Consider the following 20411-nt stretch of genomic DNA (forward strand, 5'->3'; position numbering starts at 1 on the left):
CTGCCTGTGTTCCTTCGGGCTGGGCGGATTCGGGCTGGGCGGATTCGGGCTGGGCCCGGCCACGTGGCTGAAGTCCTGCGCGTCCGCGGCCGCGCCGCCATCACTGGCGCCGTCGACAAGTAATCTAAGCATACTTAGCACTTGGGGGTGGCCGGGGCTTCACGGGGTCGGCTGCCACCGGCGCGTTCGCCCCGGCGGACAGTCTCTTGCGCCTAGCGGACGATCGCGAGGGCGAAGCCGTCCCAGCCTTTCGAACCCACGGTCTGGATCACGGTGCCGTCCAGCCGCGGGTCATCGCCCATCATCTGGAGGGTGCTGATGATTCCGGGGGCGTTGACCGGGTCCATCGACGCGTCCAGCACCGCACCCTCCCACACGACGTTGTCCACCACGATGGTGGTGCCGGGCCGGCCAAGCCGGATGGCCCAGTCCAGGTAGTGCGGGTTGTTTTCCTTGTCGGCATCGATAAACACGAAATCGAAGGGCGGCCCGGCCTCGTTTTCCAGCTCGGGCAGGGTGTCCAGCGCCGCGCCGACCCGGATGTCCACCTTGTGGCCCAGCCCGGCATCGTCAACGTTGGTCCGCGCGACGCGGGCGTGCAGGGGGAGGTATTCACAGGTGACCAGCCGGCCGTCGTCGGGCAGTCCCTGGGCCATCCAGATGGTGCTGAAGCCGGCCAGCGTGCCGATCTCCAGGACGTGGCGGGCACCGGAGAGCTGGACCAGCAGTTTCAGGAGTTTGCCGGCGTTGGGGGCCACTTCGATGGCCGGCATGCCTGCCTCAAGCGCGCTGGTCACGGCGCGCTTGAGTGAACGGTCCGGGCGGACCACCGCGTCGGAGAGGAAGTTCTCGACGGCGACCCAGCCGGGGGCGGACTGATGCTCGATCATGCCCCCAGTGTTCCAGCCGCCCGCGCCCGGCGGTACCCCTGCGGGCGCGCCTTTCCCGCCCGGGTTTCGGCGTGCGGCCCGACTCAGTACACCTAGTTTCCCGGCCGGGCAGGAATCTGCGGGCCGGTCCCGCCGGCGCCCTGCCCGTCGATGGCGTTTTCCAGCCGTTCCACCTTGCCGGTCAGCTCGCCGCTGTAGCCCGGCCGGATGTCCGCCTTGAGGACCAGCGAGACGCGCGAACCGTAGGCGCCCACCGCGTCCGTGGCCCGCTTGACGACGTCCATGACCTGGTCCCACTCGCCCTCGATCTCGGTGAACATGGAACTCGTCCGGTTGGGCAGGCCCGACTCCCGGACGATCCGCACCGCGGCCGCGACGGCGTCGTGGACCGACGCGTCGCCGGGCGCTTGCCCGTTGGCGGGGTCACCGGAGGGTGCTACGGAGAATGCGACCAGCATGTGGTGGTTCCCTTCACTCAGTCAGGACACCGGGGGCGAAAACTTCCGGGCTGTCCGGCACCAGTCTTTCACGCGATTCAAGCCCGGCAGCGGCCGGGCACACCTCCGCCACCGTCACATAAGTCACTACCCGCCGGTAACAGGTTCGCGCACCCTTCGCGTTGCTACCCTAGGCAAATGAACCGGGCAGTAGACCGCAGGCCGCTCCGCGCAGATGCCGCGCGCAACGTGGACAAAATCATCGCCGCGGCCCGCCAGTGCTTCCGCGAGCACGGCCCCGAGGTGCCGCTGCAGACCATTGCCGTCACCGCCGGCGTGGGTCCCGCCACCCTTTTCCGGAATTTCGCCGACAAGGAAGAGCTGGTGCTCGCTGCCCTGAACCAGCAGCTCCGGCTGCAGGTGGATCCGGCCATCGATGAGGCCCTGGCCGATCCTGACGCCGCCGCAGGGCTCTTTCGGGTCATCGATGCCACGATGCATGTCGCCAGCGAAGAGGCCAACCTGCTGGGAGCCGTCGCGGGCCGGCGCGGGCTGCTGACCGGGATTACGGGTGGCCTGATTGAATCCATCGCCGTGCTGCTGGGCCGGGGCCAGGGGCAGGGCACCCTGCGCAGCGATATTTCCATGACGGACATGATCCGCCTGCTGGCCATGCTGATCGGCGTCGTGGACACCATGGAGCCGGGCTCCGACGCGTGGCGCCGGCCCGTGGCGCTGGTTGAGGACGCCATCCGGACGGAGCGGCCGGACCGGGCGTTGCCGCCGCAGGCCCCGCTGACGGGCACCGCGTTCGACGCCGTTCTCGGCTAGCACCCATAAGCGCCGGATCCTGCAGGTGCCCCGACAGTCCGGTGCCCGGCGCTAGTCTTCGGCCGGCTTTTCCTTGGCTTCGAGAAGGTGTTGCTGAAGCTTCTCTTCGGCTTCCCGACGGCGGCGGGACATTTCGCGCATTTCCCGGGTGGACTCAGCCCCGCCGGAAACATACGGCTCGTGCTGCTTGGTGCGCTGATCCTTGCGCGGCTCCGCGGCCTGCTGCTCCACGGCCTGCTCGTCGGCAGCCTCCCGGCCGGCAGCCGGCAGCTCGCCGTCGTGTTCAGTCATGTTCGAATGCTCCCATGCGATCCCGGCACCAAGTAGGGACTAAAGACCGTTCCGGCGGCACCCACAGCCCATCCGCGCTCCAGCGCGGTCAGGCGTTCCACTGGCGGGTCAGTCCCAGCCGAGCAGCCGGAGCCCGGCGGCCGCGGCCGCGCCGGCGATCACCACCACCAGGAACGGCGCACGCAACCACAAGGCGATGCCCGCCGCCGCCAATGCGCCCAGCCGGGCGTCCAGGACGAGCGACTGGCCGGAGGCGACAGCATTGACCACCGTCAGGGACGCCAGCAGCCCGATTGTCATGGTCCCGGCAATCCTGGACATCCGCGGGTTGCGGAGCAGGCTGGCCGGCACCAGGTAACCGAGCAGCTTCCAGGCGTAGGCGAGCAGGCAGGAGAGCAGCAGCCACATCCAAAGAGTCATGCGTCGTCTCCGGAGCGGTCACCGCGGGATTCGCGGGCCGGGTCGTGGCGGTGGTGCACGTGGTCCTCCGCGTACGGATCGACGTCCGGTTCCAGGCCCTCATCGCTGCGGCCGTGGCTGAACCAGCCGATCCCTGCCGCGACCACGGCGGCGACGAGGATCGGCACTCCCGGGGGCACGAACGGCACGGCCAGCACGGTGGCCAGCGCGCAGACCACCGCGATGGCCACAGGTTCCCTGCCTTTCAGCCGCGGCCAGAGCAGGCCCAGGAAGGCCGCCACGGCGGCGCCGTCCAGTCCCCACTGTTTGGGATCCCCGAGCGCCCCGCCGGCCAGTGCGCCGAGGGCGGTGAACAGGTTCCAGAGGACAAAGACGCCGATTCCGGCGGTCCAGAAGCCGCGTTTCTGCTCGTCGGGGTCCGTCTGCCCTGTGCTGGTGGCGGTGGACTCGTCGATGGTCAGCTGGGCCGCGGCAAACTTCCGCCACCCGCGCGGCTGCAGGAGGGCATTGATCTGCATGCCGTAGATGCCGTTGCGCATGCCCAGCAGCGTCGCGGCGCCCATCGCTGCGACGCCGGACCCGCCTCCGGCCACCACACCGATGAAGGCGAACTGCGAGCCGCCGCTGAACAGCAGCAGGCTCAGTGCCATGGTCTGCCAGAAATCCAGGCCCGAGGTTACGGACAGCGCGCCGAAGGAGACGCCGTAGAGACCGGTGGCGATGCTGATCGACAAACCGATCCGCACCGCCGGTGACTGCAGGATTTTCACGGGCGCCGGTTCCGCCGCGTCAAAGTCCAGGCCCATGCGATGAGGGGCGCCTGGAGCGGGAGCCGCAGGGTGTGCATGCGTCGCCGGCGCGGCGAGCCCTCCGGCCCGTAGGCTTTGCGCAGGGCATCCACGTGGCCGGCGAGGAAGGCGGCGAACATCGCCGTGACGCAGCCCGCGGCGGCCCTCCGGGTGGCCGGGACCAGGAGCCCGACGGCGGCGGCGGCTTCCAGCAGCCCGCTCACTGCCACCCATTCCTCACGGGACAGGACGGCCAGGGGCCCGTTCGGCTGCTCGCCGGAGTCGTCCCGGCACAGGAAGTCGGGTACCACCGGGTGGAAAAATTCAGGCTCGCGGAAGTGCTTGGCGGCACTGGTGAGCAGCAGCGCGCTCATCGCTGCCGCGGACGGCGTCTGGAGGTCCGGGACGGGCCGGCGAAATGGCATGCAACAACTCAACCACAGCGGCCACGCCGGCCGTAATCCGCCCGGGACGCGGGGATGTAAAGATGTCAGCCCGGGATCCGTGGTGCGGCCAGGCGGCTACCGTGGGGGCCGGCTGTCCGCCATGAGCTGGGAGAGGACCTGGGCGGGCCAGTTGGTGGTGATCTCCTGGATCCCGAGTTTCCGGCACCGTTCGACGTCGTCCTCGGTGTCGACCGTCCACACCCGGCACCGCAGCCCCGAGGCGAGCCAGCGCTGAACGGCCGGGGCGTGCGTGCGGACGTACCCGATGCCGGGGCCGGCAATGCCGGCCTCGGCCGCCGCCAGGATCCGTTCCCCCTCAGCCTGGGCGGCCTTCATCACGTTGGCCAGCGCCCCGCCGGTCAGGGCACCGAGGCCCAGTTCCTCCCGGATGTCCGCCACATTGACGTCATCCACGAGCTGGCAGACAGCCGCGGCCGGTACGGACTCCAGGAGGTGTTTTACGGAGTCGGGGCTAAAGCTCATGAAGGAAACCGTGATGTTCTCCAGCATCGACGTCCGCGGATCCCAGCCCTGGGCCCTCAGGACCTCGAGGGCCCGGTCCTCGAGTCTGAGCTGGTACGGGCTCGGGTGTTTGAACTCGATCGCCAGCCCGATCCCGCGGCCGGCCGCACGCAGGATGTCGAGCAGGTCCGGCAGGGTCAGGAACTGCCCGGACTTGGCGCCGTAGGCCTCCGGGATCCGGGCTCCCTTCCAGGAGGAGAAGTCCAGTTCCTGGAGTTCTTGCAGGGTCCGGTCGGCCACCTGGCCGGTGCCGTCCGAGGTGCGGTCCAGGGTGGCATCGTGCAGGAGCACCACGTGCTGGTCCCGGGTCAGGTGGACATCGCATTCGACGCCGTCGGCGCCGTCGGCGATTGCCTGCAGGTACGCGGCCCGGGTGTGCTCGGCGAATGTTCCGCTGGCGCCGCGGTGGGCATAGACCAAAGGCCGGGCGGCGGCAGGCTCATCAGTGGTCATGGTGCCACGTTAGCGGACCGTCCGTTTCCGTGGCGGGCTAGGCTGGGCTCATGCAGGTGAATACTGAGTCAACCTCCCTGACCGGCGCCGCGGGACGTCCGGGCGGCGCCCGGCCGGACGGTCCCCCCGGGCAGCGTTCCGCTGCCTCCAGCGACGTCGAGAAGGCCGCGGCGCTGCGCCGGATGAAGCTCCTCGCCCTCTCGCTGCTGGCCGTCATGGCGGTGATCTTCATCGTCGCGTTCGCCCTGCAGAAGCAGTATCCGGGGCTCGAATACGTCCGCGCCGCGGCCGAGGGCGGCATGGTCGGGGCCCTCGCGGACTGGTTCGCCGTCACGGCCCTGTTCAAGTACCCCATGGGCATCAAGATCCCGCACACCGCGATCATCCCCCGCCGCAAGGACCAGATCGGCGCCTCGCTGGGCGAATTCGTGGAAACCAATTTCCTCTCCGAACAGGTGGTCCAGGAGAAGCTGGCGTCCGCAGACATTGCGCGCAAGGCCGGCGCCTGGCTGTCCAGCCCCGGCGGCCCGGACCGGGTCGCCAAGGAGGGTGCCGCCGTCATCCGCGGCGCGTTCAAGGTCCTCAACGACGACGACGTCCAGGCCGTGATCGAGTCCATGGTCCGCAAGCACCTGCTCACCCCGCCGTGGGGGCCGCCGGTGGGCCGCCTCGCCGAGCGGATTTTCGACGACGGGCACCACCATGCGCTGGTGGACCTAATGGTGGACCGCACCGTGGACTGGGTGCGGGACAACCAGGAGACGGTCAACAGGCTGGTCACCGACCGGTCCCCGACGTGGGTGCCCTCGTTCGTGGACGGGCTGGTGGGCGACAAGGTGTACGTGGAGATCCTCAAGTTCACCCGCGCCGTGCAGTCCGACCCGCAGCACCAGGTCCGCCTCTCGATCGACAAGTACCTCAAGGAACTCGCGCAGGACCTGCAGCATGATCCTGTCATGATCGCCCGCGCCGAGGGCATCAAGGCCCAAGTGCTCGGCGACCCGGAGGTCCGCGAGCTCGCCTCCCGCACCTGGGACACCATCAAGACGGCCCTGCTCACCGCCGTCGATGACCCGCACAGCGAACTGACCGTCAAGTTCAAGGCGGCCGTGCATGACTTCGGCACCCGGCTGCTGGTCGATCCCGAGCTCGCCGGCAAGGTGAACGCCTGGATCGGCGACGCGGCCGGCTACCTCGTGAAGACCTACCGCTCGGACATCGCGGGGGTCATCACGGACACCGTGGCCCGCTGGGATGCCGAAGAGACGTCGCAGAAGATCGAACTGCAGGTCGGCAGGGACCTGCAGTTCATCCGGATCAACGGCACGGTGGTGGGCGCACTGGCCGGGCTGGCCATCTTTACGCTGGCCACCCTGCTGTTCGGCTAGCTGGGCCCCGCTCCGCGGCACCGGCTAGGCGGCCGCGACCTTGGCCTTGGTCCTGCCGTGCATGGCGAAGATGGTGAAGACAAGCGCCGCGAACGCTGTGGCGACGAGCAGCAGCAGCCCGATCGCGTAGCTGTGCGCCGCGGCGTCATAGGTGGCGCCCATGATCAGCGGCGGGAAGTAGCCGCCCAGGCCGCCGGCCGCGCTGACCACCCCGCTGATGCTGCCGACCTTGCCCTCCGGCGCGAGGACCCCCACCCAGGCGAACACCCCGCCCGTGCCCAGGCCCAGCGCCGCCGCCATGGCGACGAACGTCAGGCCGGCGGGGACGTCGCCGTCGGGTTGCAGGTTCACCACCCAGGCAAGGACGGCGACGCCGGCGAGGGCAGCGATCACCACTGGCTTGGGACCGATCTTGTCGGCGAGTACGCCGCCCACCGGCCGCGCCAGCACGGCTGCGAGCGCAAACCCCGCGGTACGGGCGCCGGCCGCGCTGGGATCGAAGCTGTAGACATCCCGGAGGTACGTGGGCAGATACGTGGCGAAGGAAACGAAGCCACCGAAGAGGACTGCGTAGAGGAAGCACAGCTTCCACGTGACCGGGGTCTTCGCGGCGTCGATCAGCTTGGGCATCACGGGCGCGTTGCTGCGGGTCCAGCCCGGCGCCTCCTTCAATCGGAACCAGATGATGGCGGCCATGACCGCCAGAATCGCGGCGATCAGCAGGTGGGTGGGAACGTAGCCGATGGCGGCGACAAGCCGGGGGTTCAGGAAAGCGGCCAGGGCCGTTCCGCCCATGCCCGCGCCGAAGACGCCGGTGGCGAAACCCCGCCGGGCGGGCTCGTACCAAGCGCTGACAAAGGGGATCCCGACGGCGAAGACGGTTCCGGCGACCCCCAGCAGCACGCCGGCAGCCAGCACCAGGGCGAAGGAGTCGAGGCTGCCGCCGACGGCCACCAGCAGGATCGGGACGATGGAGGCCAGCAGGACAAAAGTGAACATGGCGCGGCCGCCGTACTTGTCCGTCAAGGCGCCGACGACGATCCGCCCCAGCGAGCCGACGAAGACGGGCATGGCCACGAGCACACCGGTGGTGGCCGGATTGAGGTGCAGATGCTGGGTGTAGAACGCGCTCAGCGTGGCGATGGAGTTCCAGGCCCAGAAGCACACCACGGAGGTCGAGGTGGCGAGCGTCAGATTGAGCGCCCGGCCCGCAGGTGCGGCGACGGGCGGGGACACTGCTCCGGCCACGGCGGTCTCCTTCCTGGTTCATCAAAGCAGTTCAGCAAAGCGGTTCAGCAAAGCGGTTCAGCAAAGCAGCTTCAGCGATGGCACCGGGTCACCGGTTCCTGGTGTCCCGGTCCCGGGTTCCGACGGCGGACCAGCCCCGCCGGGTGCCGGCCGTGGAGCTCCGGGCGCCGGCGGCGCCGGCTGTGCCTTTGGCCCCGGCGCCGCCGGTGTCCCGGTCCCGGGAGCGGTAGACGATGTAGGGGCGGAAGAGGTAGTGGAACGGGGCCGTGAAGGCGTGGACCAGGCGCGTGAACGGCCAGATCACGAACAGCGCCATGCCTACCAGGGTGTGCAGGTGGAAGGAGAACGGCGCCGCGGCCATTGCCGCGATGTCGGGCTGGAAGATGAACAGCGAGCGGAACCACGGGGCCACGGTCTCGCGGTAATTGTGCCCGTGCTCGCCCTCGAAGACACTCGCCAAGGTGGTCCACAGCCCGAACACAATGGCCGCGGTGAGCACCACATACATGGTCTTGTCATTGCCGGTGGTGGCCATGAAGACCGGCCCGGTGGTCCGGCGGCGGTAGATCAGCAGGAGGATCCCGCCCAGGGTTCCCACCCCGGCGATCCCGCCGACCAGCAGGGCGTTGAAATGGTAGAACTCCTGGCTCATCCCGGCCGCCTGGGTCCACGCCATAGGAATGACCAGGCCGAAGAAGTGACCGGCGATCACGGCGAGCAGGCCAAAGTGGAACAACGGGGACGCAATCCGCAGCAGCCTGGACTCATAGAGCTGGGAAGACCTCGTGGTCCAGCCGAACTGGTCGTACTTGTAGCGCCAGAGCAGTCCGCCGACCAAAACCACCACCATGACGTACGGCAGTACGCCCCACAGCACGATGTCCAGTGCGGAGAGTCCGACGGCGGATCCGGGTTCCGCTTCGAATGCCAGCATGCTCAGGCCCCCTTCACGGGCAGCGGGCGCGGATCGTACGGGTCCAGGCCCACGGCCTCGGTGGGCGGGCCGTAGCCGGCCATCCGCATGACGGCCTGCTCGTCCGCCGGGGATTTCCCGGGCAGCGTGGCGCAGACGGCCTGCAGGATCCGGGCGTGCGGCAGCTGGTCCCGGAGCAGCCCGAAACGGAGCATCTCCAGGCTCGCCCGGAAGCGCGTCAGCAGCCCGCGGCCGGCCGCGAGGTCCACCAGCGCGGCGTATTCGAGGACCATCGGGAGGTAGTCGGGCAGTTCGCCGTGGGTGTCCACCAGGGTGTCGCTTTGCCGGTAGGTCTTCTTGAAGTTGCCCAGAACCTCGCCGCGGCGCCGGGTGTCCCCGTCAGTCCAGTAGGACAGGTGCAGGGCGTGGCGCTTTCCGAGGTCGAACTCGCGCACGTACTGGGACTGGAGCTGGATCGGCGGCGTGGACTCCAGCTGGTCCAGGACCGCAACGAAGTCCGCCGTGGCGCCGGGGAACTCGGCCAGCGCGGCCCGCATCAGCGGGACCCGGCCGGTCAGTTCCTCGTCAGGGTAGGACAGGCACCAGGCCGCGGCGAGGTAGAGGACCTGCTGGCGGCGGGTCATGGCTGCTCCCCCGCCGGAGGGGATTCCGCGGGGCCCGCCGGTTTCGGCGGCGGCGGTTCCGCCGGAGGCGGTTTTTCCGGAAGCAACGCCTTTTCCGGAAAAAGCCCGGAGGGCGCTCCGGTGCCGTCCCAGTTCAGCAGGTTCACCCTGCCGCGCAGGGTGGTTTCGCCGGGCGCGGAGCCGGAGGTCTGCCGGTCCCGGAGGGCGTTGAAGGTTTCCACCGCCACGGGGACGGGCCGGCCGCTGGCTTCGCCGAAGTGGGCGGTATCCTGCATGCCCGGGCCGCCCTCGAAGTCGAGCGAACAGCCCATTTCCTCGAGGTCGTGGGCCTGCTCCACGTGGGCCTTCGGGATGACGTAGCGCTCCTCGTATTTCGCGATCGCCATCAGCCGGTACATCTCGTACATGCTCTGGCTGTCCATCCCCACGGCCTCCGGGATGGCGTCGTCCGGGTCGTCGCCGAGGCTGATGCCGCGCATGAAGGAGCGCATGGCGGCGAGCTTCTTCAGCACCGCGGTCACCCGGTCCGCGTCGCCGGCGGTGAAGAGTTCAGCGAGGTATTCCACCGGGATGCGCAGCGCGTCGATGGCGCCGAAAAGGTTGCCGGTGTCCTCGCCGTCGTGGCCCTGGTCGCGCAGCAGGTCCACCACGGGTGAGAGCGGCGGCACGTACCAGACCATCGGCATGGTCCGGTATTCCGGGTGCAGCGGCAGCGCCACCTTGTAGACCTTGGCCAGGGCGTAGACCGGCGAGCGCCCGGCGGCGTCGATCCAGTCTTCGGGGATGCCCTGGGCCCGGGCCTCGGCCTGGACGGCGGGGTCGTTCGGGTCCAGCAGCACGTCCATCTGGGCGTCGTAGAGTTCCCGGGGGTCCGTGACGGAGGCCGCCATGGTGACGGCGTCGGCGTCGTACAGGAACAGCCCCAGGTACCGCAACCGGCCCACGCAGGTCTCGGAGCAGACTGTCGGGAGCCCCACCTCCACCCGCGGGTAGCAGAAGGTGCACTTCTCGGCCTTGCCGGTCTTGTGGTTGAAGTAGATCTTCTTGTAGGGGCAACCGGTGACGCACTGGCGCCAGCCGCGGCATTTGTCCTGGTCCACCAGCACAATCCCGTCCTCCACCCGCTTGTAGATCGCGCCGGAGGGGCAGGAGGCCATGCAGGAAGGGTTCAGGCAGTGCTCGCAGATCCGCGGCAGGTAGAACATGAAGGTTTGTTCGTACGCGAACTTGATCTTGTCCTCGGATTCCCGCCGGACCTTCTCCACGATCGGGTCCAGGTGGCCGTTCTCGGCGGAGCCGCCGAGGTCATCGTCCCAGTTCGCGGACCAGGTGATCTTGGTGTCCTCCCCGGTGATCAGGGACTTGGGCCGGGCCACCGGGAAGTCGTCGCCCAGGGGCGCGTCAACGAGGGTCTTGTAGTCGTAGGTCCATGGCTCGTAGTAGTCCTTGAGCTCGGGCTGGACCGGGCTGGCGAAGATCCCGAAGAGCTTCTTGACCCGGCCGCCCGCCTTGAGCACCAGCTTCCCGCGCTTGTTCAGCGCCCAGCCTCCGTGCCACTTCTCCTGGTCCTCGTAGCGGCGCGGATAGCCCTGCCCGGGCCGGGTTTCGACGTTGTTGAACCAGACGTATTCGGTGCCGGCACGGTTGGTCCACGCCTGCTTGCAGGTTACGGAACAGGTGTGGCAGCCGATGCATTTGTCCAGGTTCATGACCATGCCCATTTGGGCCATGACACGCATCAGTACTGCACCTCCTGGGAACGACGCCGGACGGTGGCCACCATGTCGCGCTGGTTTCCGGTGGGGCCAAGGTAGTTGAACGCGTAGGCGAGCTGGGCGTAGCCGCCGATCAGGTGCGAAGGCTTGACCAGCAGCCGGGTCACGGAGTTGTGGATGCCGCCGCGCCTCCCGGTGGCCTCGGACTTCGGCACGTCGATGGTGCGTTCCTGCGCGTGGTGGACGTAGACCACACCGGCCGGCATCCGGTGGCTGACGATCGCCCGGGCCACCAGGACGCCGTTGATGTTCAGGCACTCCACCCAGTCGTTGTCCTTGACCTCGATGGCCGCCGCGTCGGCGGGGCTCATCCAGACCGTGGGCCCGCCGCGGGAGAGCGAGAGCATCAGCAGGTTGTCCTGGTATTCGGAGTGGATGGACCACTTGGAATGTGGCGTCAGGTAGCGGACCACCACCTCCATGGACCCGTCCTGGCCGAGCCTGGGTTCGCCGAAGAGCCGGTGCATGTCCAGCGGCGGCCGGTAGATCGGCAGCGCCTCGCCGATGTCCCGGATCCAGTCGTGGTCCAGGAAGAAGTGCATCCGGCCGGTCAGGGTGTGGAAGGGCTTGAGCCGCTCGACGTTGATGGTGAAGGGTGCGTAGCGCCGGCCGCCGGTCTCTGAGCCGGACCATTCCGGCGAGGTGATCACCGGAACCGGGCCGGCCTGGGTCTGGGCGAAAGTGATGTATTTTTCTTCGGAGCCCTCGGCCAGGTCCGCCAGTTTCCTCCCGGTGCGGATTTCCAGGTCCTTGAAGCCCTGCACGGCCAGCGCCCCGTTGGTGGTGCCGGAGAACGCCAGGATGGCCTCGGCCATCTTCGCGTCCGTATCGATCGCGGGACGGCCGTCCGCGGCGCCGCCAAGCATCACCCCGTTGGAACGGCTGAGCCGGTCCAACGGGCCGGCAAGTTTGTACGTGACGTTCTTGACCGTGAAGCCCAGTTTGTCCGCCAGCGGCCCGACGGCGGCGAGCTTGTCCGCGATGGCGGTGTAGTCCCGCTCGACGATGGAAAAAATGGGCATGTTCTGACCCGGGACCGCCGGGACGGACATGTCCCGCCAGTCCCGCACAATCCCGCCGGGCTGGGCCAACTGGCCGGGCGTGTCGTGCTGCAGCGGCACGCTCACCAGGTCCCGGCGGACGCCGAGGTGGGTTTTGGCCTGCCGGGAGAACTCCTGGGCCAGCAGGTGGAAGGTGTCGAAGTCCGTCCTGGTCTCCCACGGCGGGTCAATCGCGGGGGTGAAGGCGTGCACGAACGGATGCATGTCGGTGGAGGACAGGTCGTGTTTTTCGTACCAGGTGGCGGCCGGGAACACGACGTCGGACAGCAGGGTGGTGGAGGTCATCCGGAAGTCCGCGGAAACCAGCAGGTCGAGCTTTCCTTCGGGCGCCTGCTCATGCCATTTCACATCCTTGGGCTTGAGCCCCTCGGCATGGTCCTGGCCCAGGACATTGTTGTGCGTTCCCAGCAGGTTCCGCAGGAAGTACTCGTTGCCCTTGGCCGAGGAGCCGAACAGGTTGGAGCGCCACAGCACGAGGGTCCGCGGCCAGTTTTCCGGGGCGTCCACGTCCTCGATCGCCGGGTTCAGGGTGCGGCTCTTCAGGGCATCGGCGATGTAGCCGGCGGCGTCCGTCGCGGTGCCGGCGGCGACGGCGGCTTCCGCCTCGTCCGCGAGGTCCAGCGGGTTGCGGTCGAACTGCGGGTAGAACGGCATCCAGCCCAGCCGCGCGGACTGGGCCAGCGCGTCGGCAGTGTGCATGCCGTCCAGGCTTCCGGTGGAGAGCGGGGACTTCAGCGCGTCCGCGGAGTATCCGTCCTGACGCCACTGGTCCGTGTGCATGTACCAGTAGCCGGTGCCGATCATCGTCCGCGGCGGCCGGGACCAGTCAAGGGCGTTGGCCAGCGACAGCCAGCCAGTGACCGGCCGGGTCTTTTCCTGGCCGACGTAGTGCGCCCAGCCTCCGCCGTTGCGGCCCATGCAGCCGGTCAGCATCACCAGGGCCAGCACCGCCCGGTAGGTGGTGTCGCCGTGGAACCACTGGCAGATCCCGGCGCCCATGATGATCATGGACCGGCCCTTGGACTGTTCGGCGTTGCGGGCGAATTCGCGGGCCACCCGGATGCAGGCCTGCGCCGGGACGGAGGTGATCTCCTCCTGCCAGGCCGGCGTGTAGGGTGTCGCTGCGTCCTGGTAGCCGGCGGCCCAGTCCCCCGGAAGCCCGTCGCGGCCGACCCCGTACTGGGCCAGCATGAGGTCGAAGACGGTGGTGACCAGCTGGCCTTCCACCGCCAGGACGGGCACGCCGCGGCGGAGCACGCTGCCGTCCCCGCCGGCGTCCTCGAAGCACGGCAGCAGGATCTCGGCGCTTTCCGTTGACACTTCACGGAGGGACAGCGCCGGTTCGATCGCTCCGAGATCCAGATTCCACTTGCCCTCGCCGCTCTCTGAGTAGCGGAAGCCCATCGAGCCGTTGGGGACCGCCGGCAGCCCGGTCTTCTTGTCGAACAGGACGGTGCGGAACGCCGCGTCCTCGGTCAGCGACTCGGCGGGAAGGTCCTTGGCGGTGAGGAACTTGGCCGGGGTGAGGGAGCCGTCGTCGCGCCGTTCGAGACGGACCAGGAACGGCAGGTCGGTGTACCGGCGGACGTAGTCAGCGAAGAACGGCACCTCACGGTCGACGAAGAATTCCTTGAGCATGACGTGCCCCATCGCCATGGCCAGCGCGGCGTCGGTTCCGGCCTGTGCGGGGAGCCATTCGTCGGCGAACTTCGTGTTGTCCGCATAGTCCGGGCTGACCGTGACCACTTTGGTGCCGCGGTACCGCACCTCGGCCATCCAGTGTGCGTCCGGGGTGCGGGTGACGGGGACGTTGGAGCCCCACATCATCAGATACCGGGCGTCCCACCAGTCCCCCGATTCCGGGACGTCGGTCTGGTCCCCGAAAACCTGCGGGCTGGCCACGGGGAGGTCGGCGTACCAGTCGTAGAAGGACGTCATCACCCCGCCGATCAGCTGGATGAAGCGGGTCCCCACGGCGTGCGAGACCATGGACATCGCCGGGATGGGCGAGAAGCCGGCGCAGCGGTCCGGGCCGTAGGCCTTGATGGTGTTCACCTGCGCGGCGGCGGCGATTTCGATCGCCTCCTGCCAGGAGACCCGCACCAGGCCTCCCTTGCCGCGGGCGCGCTGGTAGCGGCGGCGCCGCTCGGGGTCGCCCACGACGTCGGCAAAGGCCAGCACCGGGTCACCCAGCCGGGCCTTGGCCTCGCGGTACATCTCGACGAGGACGCCCCGCGCATACGGAAAACGCACCCGGGTGGGTGAATAGGTGTACCAGGAGAAGGCCGCGCCGCGCGGGCAGCCCCGCGGCTCGTATTCCGGGCTGTCCGGGCCCACGGAGGGGTAGTCGGTCTGCTGGGATTCCCAGGTGATGATGCCGTCCTTGACGTACACCTTCCAGGAGCAGGAGCCGGTGCAGTTCACCCCGTGCGTGGACCGGACCACCTTGTCGTGGCTCCAGCGGTCCCGGTAAAAGATGTCGCCCTTGCGGCCACCCTCGCGGAACACCGCCCTGCCGTCGTCGGTCTGGTCCCATTTCGTAAAGAATCGGCCCAGCTTCAACATTGCATCCGAGGCGGGCCCGTCCAGCCCCGCCGCGTCTCCGGCAGTCATTCCTTCAAGCTAGGGTGCCCCTTCTGGCCGGAACAGGGCCTTAGGACACTGTGGCGGGCCCGGGTCCGGGCGGCCCGGGAGCTGCCCGGCCGGCCCCGCAGTTCAGGGCCAGCCGGCCGGCCCCGCGGGTCGGGGCTCGCGGTTCAGGCGAAGCTCTCCAGCTCGACGCCGGCAGCCTCCAGCGCCGCACGGATCGCGGTCGCCGCGGCAACGGAGCCGGCGGTGTCGCCGTGGAGGCACAGCGACTGCGGCTCGATCCGGAGCACGGTGCCGTCGACGGCCTCGATTTCGCCCTTTGTGGCGAGCCTGACCGCCCGCTCGGCAACCTGTCCGGCGTCGAGCATCACCGCCCCCACCTCGGTGCGCGGCACGAGGGTGCCGTCGGGGAAGTAGGCGCGGTCGGCGAAGGCCTCGGAGAAGACGGGGTGCCCGGCTTCCTTGGCGATTTCCAGCAGGGCTGAGCCGGGGAAGCCGAGGACGGGCAGTCCGGGATCGTAGGCCTGGATGGCGGCGATCACGGCGGAGGCCTGCTCGCCGTCGTGCACGGTGCGGTCGTAGAGCGCCCCGTGCAGCTTGACGTAGTCCACCGAGGCGCCCACGGCATGGGCGACGCCGTCGAGCGCCCCGAGCTGGTAAAGGACCGCGCCGAAGAGATCGTCAAAGGTCATGTCCAGCGAGCGCAGGCCAAAGCCGGCCAGGTCCGGGTAGCCGATGTGGGCACCGACGTTGACGTCGAGCTCGTACGCCGCCCGGCAGGTGTCCAGCATGGTCACAGGGTCCCCGGCGTGCATCCCGCAGGCCACGCTGGCGCTCGTGACCAGCGGAAACATCGCGGCGTCGGCGCCCTTGGCCCAGGTCCCGAAGGACTCCCCCAGGTCAGTGTTCAGATCCAAAACGTGCCGCCGTCCTTCGTTGAAGTCTTCGGGGTGCCGCCGCCCGGGGCGCCGCCGTCCGGCTGCGCGTCCAGGGAAGTTTCGTAGAGCGCTGCCGGGCCGGTGGTTTCCGCAAGGGCTTGCAGTTCTCCCGGAATCGTGTCCGGGATGGGCCCGAATGCTTCCCTGGCGTTCGCCACGACCGCATGGCCCATCACCCGGTTGCCCACTCCGCCTACGACGGCGCCGATACCGAAGGGCAGGGCACGGCCCAGCCAGGCTGTGCCCTGGGTCTTGAGCAGGGAGCGCAGGAACATCGTCTGGATCTTGGCCCGCACTGTACCGAAGCCGGCGAGGGGGACGCGGCGGGTGAAGGCCGCGGTCCAGGCCTGGGTGGGCCCCTTGCCCCGGCCCGCCGCTTGTCCGCTCAGCGAGCTCAGTAGCTGGGTGCCTTCCTCGCCCAGCATGACCGCCATGACCAGGGTGCTGGCTCTGTCCGGGTCCACCATCCGGATGCCGTGCAGTTCAGCAAGGGCCGTGGAATACAGTGCGGTGGCTTCGAGGAACCCGACTGCTGCGGCGGCCGAGAGACCCAGTGCGGCCGCAGTTCCGACGCCCGGAATCACGGCAGCCCCGCCGACCAGCGCACCGCCGCCGGTGACGGCCAGCAGGTAGTCGCGCTCCAGGATGGCGGCGAGCTGCGCCGCGGTGGCCTGCGGGTGCCTGCGCTGAAGCCTGCGGATATTGGCCAGCACCAGCGGCCGCTGGACTTCAACCGCCCGCAGGAGCACCTTGTGCAGGCCGGGCCGGGGCTGGCCTGCCGCGTCGAACATCGCGCTGTGGGCTGTTTCCTGGGCAATCTTCATTGCCGGGTTGCTGCGCTTGGCCATGATCGCCTCTCGTCGGAACCATAAAACTAAGTGCACTTAACACTACACACGGGCAGGCAGGCGGGGTCGCCGCTGCGCCCCGGAGGGGTCCAGCCCGGCCGCGCGGCTGGCTACTAGACTGGGCCCATGCCCGCCCTGCGAGCCCTCCGCCCCTTCGCGCACCGGGAGTACCGCGTGCTGATCACGGCGCTGGCCATCTCCATCTTCGGTTCCGGGATGTGGGCCGTCGCGATGGTCTACGAGGTGATCCATCTGGGCGGCGGACCGCTGGAGCTTTCGGTCGTGGCCGCGGCGGGCAGCGTCGGGCTGGTGACGTTTCTGCTCGCCGGCGGCATCGCCGCGGACCGCGTGCCCCAGCGGCTCCTGATCATCGCGGTCGAGGGCGCCAACCTCGCCGTCGTTGCCACTGTCAGCGGGCTGGCCCTGGCCGGCTTGCTCGAGCTGTGGCATCTCGCGCTGGGGGCCTTCGTGCTCGGCGTCGGGGCTGCGTTCTTCTTCCCCGCCTACTCCGCCATCCTGCCGCGGATCCTGCCGCCCGAGGACCTGCTGGCGGCCAACGGCCTGGAAGGCACCATGCGGCCGCTGTTGCAGCAGGCCGCCGGACCGGCCGTTGCGGGCATCCTGGTGGCGGCCCTGTCCCCCGCCTACGCCGTCACCGGAGTGGCGGCCTGCCATCTGGTGGCCTTCTGCATCCTGAACCTCCTCCACCGCCAGCCCGCGGCGGGAGTCCCGGACAGCGGTGGGGCTACCGAATCTGGCCAGCCGCGGGCCAAGACGTCCCTGCGCCACGACCTCCGCGAGGGCGTCAGCTACACCGTCCGGACGCCCTGGCTGCTGTGGACCCTGCTCTGGGCCTGCATTTCGGTGCTGTTCCTGATCGGCCCCATCGAGGTCCTGATCCCCTTCGTGGTCCGGGACCAGCTCGGCGGGGACGCGCGCATGTTCGGCTTCCTGCTCGCCATCATGGGCTTGGGCGGCGCCGCAGCCTCGCTGGCCACGGCTTCTTTTCCCCTCCCGCGCCGCTACCTCACCGTGATGATGGTGTCCTGGGGAGCGGGAAGCCTGCCAATCGCCGCCGTCGGAATCATGGACAGTTTCTGGGCCGTGGCCGCCGCCCTCTTCATCTTCGGCGCCACCGGCGGCGTGGGCATGGTGATCTGGGGAACCTTGCTCCAGCGCCGGGTGCCGCCGCATCTGCTGGGCCGCGTCTCGAGCCTGGACTTCTTTGTATCCCTGGCCCTCATGCCGGTCTCCATGGCACTCGCCGGGCCGGCCGCCGAGGTGCTGCCGGTGTGGCTGATCTTCCTCGTCGCCGGGACCGTGTGCCCGGCGATGGCCGTCGTCGCGATGGTCGTGGCGCGGATGCCGGCCGATGAACTGGCCCACCCCCTCGCCGGCGGTGAGGAACCCGCCGGCGGTGAGGAGCCCGCCGGCGGTGAGGAACCCGCCGGCGCCCCGGCCTCTGCCGAATCCTCCGGACCAGGGCAGCCCGGCCCAGACCAACGCGGGGTCACCTAGCGCCCATGTCCGGGGGAATCATGGGCGCTAAGTGACCCCGCGTTGCTTCGGCGGCGGTTTAGACTGCGGCGCGCACCACCGGGATCGACGACGTCGGAAGGCCGCTGGGGAAGATGGTCGGTTCCGGGGCGGTGACGGGCGCCAGCGGGACCCGGACCGGGCCGCCGTCGACCGTGAGCAGTTCCCCGCGCACGTCGACCTCCAGCGGCGCGCCGTCGCGGACGGTCAGGCTGATCGAATCCTGCTCGAGCCCGACATGCAGGAGCCTGCCCTGGATCTTCAGGTGGAACTCGAGGCCGTCCCATTCGGCAGGCAGCCGGGGATCGAAGTACGGCACAGCGCCCTGGTCCCGCAGCCCGGCGAAGCCGCTGACCAGCGAGCTCCACACGCCGCCGGTGGAGGCGATGTGGACGCCGTCGATCGTGTTGCCGTGGGTGTCGTCGAGGTCGATGAACAGGGCGTGGGTGAAGTGGTCCAGCGCTGCCTTGCTGTAGCCGACCTCGGCCGCCATGATGCCCTGGACGCAGGCGGACAGCGTGGAGTCGCCCGTGGTGATGGGGTCGTAGAAATCGAAGGCGCGGCGCTTTTCCTCGGCGGTGAAGTCCTGCCACTGCAGGAACATGGCCAGCACGGTGTCGGCCTGCTTAAGGACCTGGTGCCGGTAGATCACCAAGGGGTGGAAGTGCAGCAGGAGCGGGTACTTGGACCGGGGCGTGGTCCAGTCCCACGGTTCCAGGGTCATGAAGTCGTTGTCCTGGGAATGGACCTGGAGGTCCTCGTCGTAGGGCAGCTGCATGCGGTTGGCTGCCTGCTCCCAGAGCTGGCGTTCGGCGTCGTCGATCTCCGGGTGGTCCAGTGCCGCCGCGGCGCGCAGGTTGAAGCGGGCCATGACGTTCGTGTACAGGTTGTCGTTGACGACGGCGGTGTACTCGTCGGGGCCCGTGACGCCGTGGATGTGGAACAGTCCGTCCTTGCCGAAGAAGCCGAGTGAGACCCACATCCGTGCAGTCTCGATCAGCAGATCGGAGCCCAGGGTGGCCTGGAACCCGGTGTCCCCGCTGGCCCAGATGTACCGGTTGGTCGCGAAGGCGATCGCGGCGGCGATGTGGAACTGTGCGGTGCCGGCCGCGTAGTAGGCGCTGGCCTCGAGTCCGTTGATGGTGCGCCAGGGGAAGAGGGCGCCGTCGACGCTGAGTTCCTTGGCGCGGATCTTCGCCTCGGGCAGGAGGTCGTGGCGGAATTCCAGGACCTGGCGGGCGTTGCCCGGGTTCGTGTAGGTCAAGTAGGGCAGCAGGTACACCTCCTGGTCCCAGAAGTAGTGGCCGTCGTAGCCGGAGCCGGACACGCCCTTGGCCGGGATGCCGGCCACATCGGCGCAGGCCGTGGCCTGCGCGAGCTGGAAGAGGTTCCAGCGCACGCCCTGCTGGAGCTCGGTCTGGCCCGCAAGGACGATGTCGCTTGTGCTCCAGTAGGCGCGGTAGTGGTCCTCGCTCTCGGTGAAGATCTCGCTGACCGGCTTGAGGCTGGCTTCGGCGTTGTCGGCGAGGTCCTCGGCGGCCTGACCCACGGCGTAGCTGACGCTTTTCTCCAGCACGAACGGTGCGTCCGCGCTGACGGCGAGCACGTAGCGCACGCTGCTGTCGTCCTGGTCCACCTGGGTGTCGAACGGCTGCACGCCGGCCGAGGTCCAGTGATCCACGGCCATCCCGAGCCGCTGCTTGGATTCCGAGGCTTCCCAGGACAGGCGCAGGGAGCCGTCCCCGCCGTCGAGCCGCAGGGGCAGCAGCACACGGCCGGCGTGGCGGCCGGCGCGGCGCGGATCATGGGCGGAGTGGTCCTCCACCGGCTGGTCCTGGCGGTTGATGACCGAGGACGTGACGTCCGCGGAGATATCCCGGTCGGCCGCCACTTCGAGGCTGATGCCCAGCGCCCCGCGGGTTGCGTAACCGACGGCGCGCCGTTCGGTGGTGGTCACGGTCGCGCCGGAACGGCACTGCCAGGTGATCCGGCACTCGTAGATACCCGTGGCGAAATCCACCGAGCGGCGGTAGTCCAGCACGGTGGACTCCTCCAGGCTCAGCGGCTCGCCGTCGATGATGACGGTGAAGTTGTTGGCGTCCGGGACGTAGAGGATCCGCTGGCCGGTGCGGGCGAAGCCGTACGCGTTTTCCGCGTGCTTGATGTCCCAGGTCTCGTGGAAGCCGTTGATGAAGCTGCCCGGAAGTTCGGCGTCCGCGGCACCCCAGTGCGCGCCGCGGATGCCCAGGTGCCCGTTGCCGAGGCTGAACAGCGTCTCCAGGGTGCCGGCATTGCCGGGGAGGTGAACGGTCTCGACCAGCTGCCAGGGATCGTTGGGGAACCGGGCGCGGTCCGAGGTGATGAGAGCCATGGTTTAGGGGGTTCCTTCGGCG

18 protein-coding genes are annotated in these 20411 nt (G+C 69.0%); 3 read left to right on the top strand and 15 right to left on the bottom strand.

Going from position 1 to position 20411, the window contains the following annotated elements; translation table 11 throughout:
• Positions 1-212: 212 nt before the first annotated feature.
• Together AC1DNG_RS04380 and AC1DNG_RS04385 are read right to left on the bottom strand one after the other, a co-directional pair.
• Positions 213-890 carry an O-methyltransferase gene (locus AC1DNG_RS04380; RefSeq protein ID WP_476849851.1) on the bottom strand — a complete coding sequence of 226 codons (678 nt, stop codon included), beginning with the start codon at positions 888-890 and terminating at the stop codon, positions 213-215.
• Positions 891-982: 92 nt separating this feature from the next.
• Positions 983-1348: a thiamine-binding protein gene (locus AC1DNG_RS04385; protein ID WP_230008484.1), complete on the bottom strand. Its 366-nt coding sequence runs from the start codon at positions 1346-1348 to the stop codon at positions 983-985.
• Positions 1349-1525: 177 nt separating this feature from the next.
• On the opposite strand from AC1DNG_RS04385, the gene AC1DNG_RS04390 reads away from it, so the two are divergent.
• Positions 1526-2158, top strand: coding sequence for a TetR/AcrR family transcriptional regulator (locus AC1DNG_RS04390; protein ID WP_028275272.1), 633 nt, complete (start codon positions 1526-1528; stop codon positions 2156-2158).
• Positions 2159-2209: 51 nt separating this feature from the next.
• Here AC1DNG_RS04390 and AC1DNG_RS04395 read toward each other — a convergent pair whose 3' ends face one another.
• The 5 genes from AC1DNG_RS04395 to AC1DNG_RS04415 form a co-directional block, all read right to left on the bottom strand.
• The gene (locus AC1DNG_RS04395) at positions 2210-2449 is read right to left on the bottom strand and encodes a hypothetical protein (RefSeq protein WP_476886722.1); all 240 of its coding nucleotides are present in this window, start codon (positions 2447-2449) and stop codon (positions 2210-2212) included.
• Positions 2450-2557: 108 nt separating this feature from the next.
• Positions 2558-2869, bottom strand: a complete 312-nt coding sequence (locus AC1DNG_RS04400; protein WP_476849852.1) for an AzlD domain-containing protein — start codon at positions 2867-2869, stop codon at positions 2558-2560.
• Entirely contained in the window at positions 2866-3675 is an 810-nt protein-coding gene (locus AC1DNG_RS04405) for an AzlC family ABC transporter permease (RefSeq protein WP_476886723.1), read from the bottom strand. Before AC1DNG_RS04405 ends, AC1DNG_RS04400 begins: the two co-directional genes overlap by 4 nt.
• The gene (locus AC1DNG_RS04410; protein WP_476886724.1) at positions 3636-4082 is read right to left on the bottom strand and encodes a DoxX family protein; all 447 of its coding nucleotides are present in this window, start codon (positions 4080-4082) and stop codon (positions 3636-3638) included. Before AC1DNG_RS04410 ends, AC1DNG_RS04405 begins: the two co-directional genes overlap by 40 nt.
• A gap of 96 nt (positions 4083-4178) precedes the next feature.
• Complete coding sequence (locus tag AC1DNG_RS04415) at positions 4179-5078, bottom strand: glycerophosphodiester phosphodiesterase (RefSeq protein ID WP_223914636.1); 900 nt, start codon at positions 5076-5078, stop codon at positions 4179-4181.
• 50 nt (positions 5079-5128) lie between these two features.
• On the opposite strand from AC1DNG_RS04415, the gene AC1DNG_RS04420 reads away from it, so the two are divergent.
• On the top strand, positions 5129-6466 hold the full coding sequence (locus AC1DNG_RS04420) for a DUF445 domain-containing protein (protein WP_476886725.1): 1338 nt from the start codon (positions 5129-5131) through the stop codon (positions 6464-6466).
• Positions 6467-6490: 24 nt separating this feature from the next.
• On the opposite strand, the gene AC1DNG_RS04425 is transcribed toward AC1DNG_RS04420, so the two are convergent.
• From AC1DNG_RS04425 to AC1DNG_RS04455, 7 genes are all read right to left on the bottom strand, one after another.
• Positions 6491-7714, bottom strand: coding sequence for an MFS transporter (locus AC1DNG_RS04425; RefSeq protein ID WP_476886726.1), 1224 nt, complete (start codon positions 7712-7714; stop codon positions 6491-6493).
• A gap of 88 nt (positions 7715-7802) precedes the next feature.
• Positions 7803-8648, bottom strand: coding sequence for a respiratory nitrate reductase subunit gamma (gene narI / locus AC1DNG_RS04430; RefSeq protein ID WP_476886727.1), 846 nt, complete (start codon positions 8646-8648; stop codon positions 7803-7805).
• Between the two features lie 2 nt (positions 8649-8650).
• A complete protein-coding gene (gene narJ, locus AC1DNG_RS04435) occupies positions 8651-9271 on the bottom strand; it encodes a nitrate reductase molybdenum cofactor assembly chaperone (RefSeq protein WP_476886728.1) in 621 nt (206 codons plus the stop codon).
• A complete protein-coding gene (narH, locus tag AC1DNG_RS04440; RefSeq protein WP_476886729.1) occupies positions 9268-11010 on the bottom strand; it encodes a nitrate reductase subunit beta in 1743 nt (580 codons plus the stop codon). The genes narJ and narH overlap by 4 nt, the downstream gene beginning before the upstream one ends.
• On the bottom strand, positions 11010-14720 hold the full coding sequence (locus tag AC1DNG_RS04445; RefSeq protein WP_476886730.1) for a nitrate reductase subunit alpha: 3711 nt from the start codon (positions 14718-14720) through the stop codon (positions 11010-11012). The genes narH and AC1DNG_RS04445 overlap by 1 nt, the downstream gene beginning before the upstream one ends.
• A gap of 143 nt (positions 14721-14863) precedes the next feature.
• Positions 14864-15613 (bottom strand): LamB/YcsF family protein, encoded by a 750-nt coding sequence (locus tag AC1DNG_RS04450; protein ID WP_476886731.1) that lies wholly within the window; start codon positions 15611-15613, stop codon positions 14864-14866.
• Positions 15604-16482, bottom strand: coding sequence for a hypothetical protein (locus AC1DNG_RS04455; RefSeq protein WP_476886732.1), 879 nt, complete (start codon positions 16480-16482; stop codon positions 15604-15606). Before AC1DNG_RS04455 ends, AC1DNG_RS04450 begins: the two co-directional genes overlap by 10 nt.
• A gap of 126 nt (positions 16483-16608) precedes the next feature.
• Here AC1DNG_RS04455 and AC1DNG_RS04460 point away from each other — a divergent pair, with 126 nt between their 5' ends.
• Complete coding sequence (locus tag AC1DNG_RS04460) at positions 16609-18000, top strand: MFS transporter (protein WP_476886733.1); 1392 nt, start codon at positions 16609-16611, stop codon at positions 17998-18000.
• A gap of 58 nt (positions 18001-18058) precedes the next feature.
• Here AC1DNG_RS04460 and AC1DNG_RS04465 read toward each other — a convergent pair whose 3' ends face one another.
• Positions 18059-20389: a glycoside hydrolase family 65 protein gene (locus AC1DNG_RS04465; protein ID WP_476886734.1), complete on the bottom strand. Its 2331-nt coding sequence runs from the start codon at positions 20387-20389 to the stop codon at positions 18059-18061.
• Between the last annotated feature and the right edge of the window lie 22 nt (positions 20390-20411).

Source organism: Arthrobacter sp. 01T425, assembly GCF_056398725.1.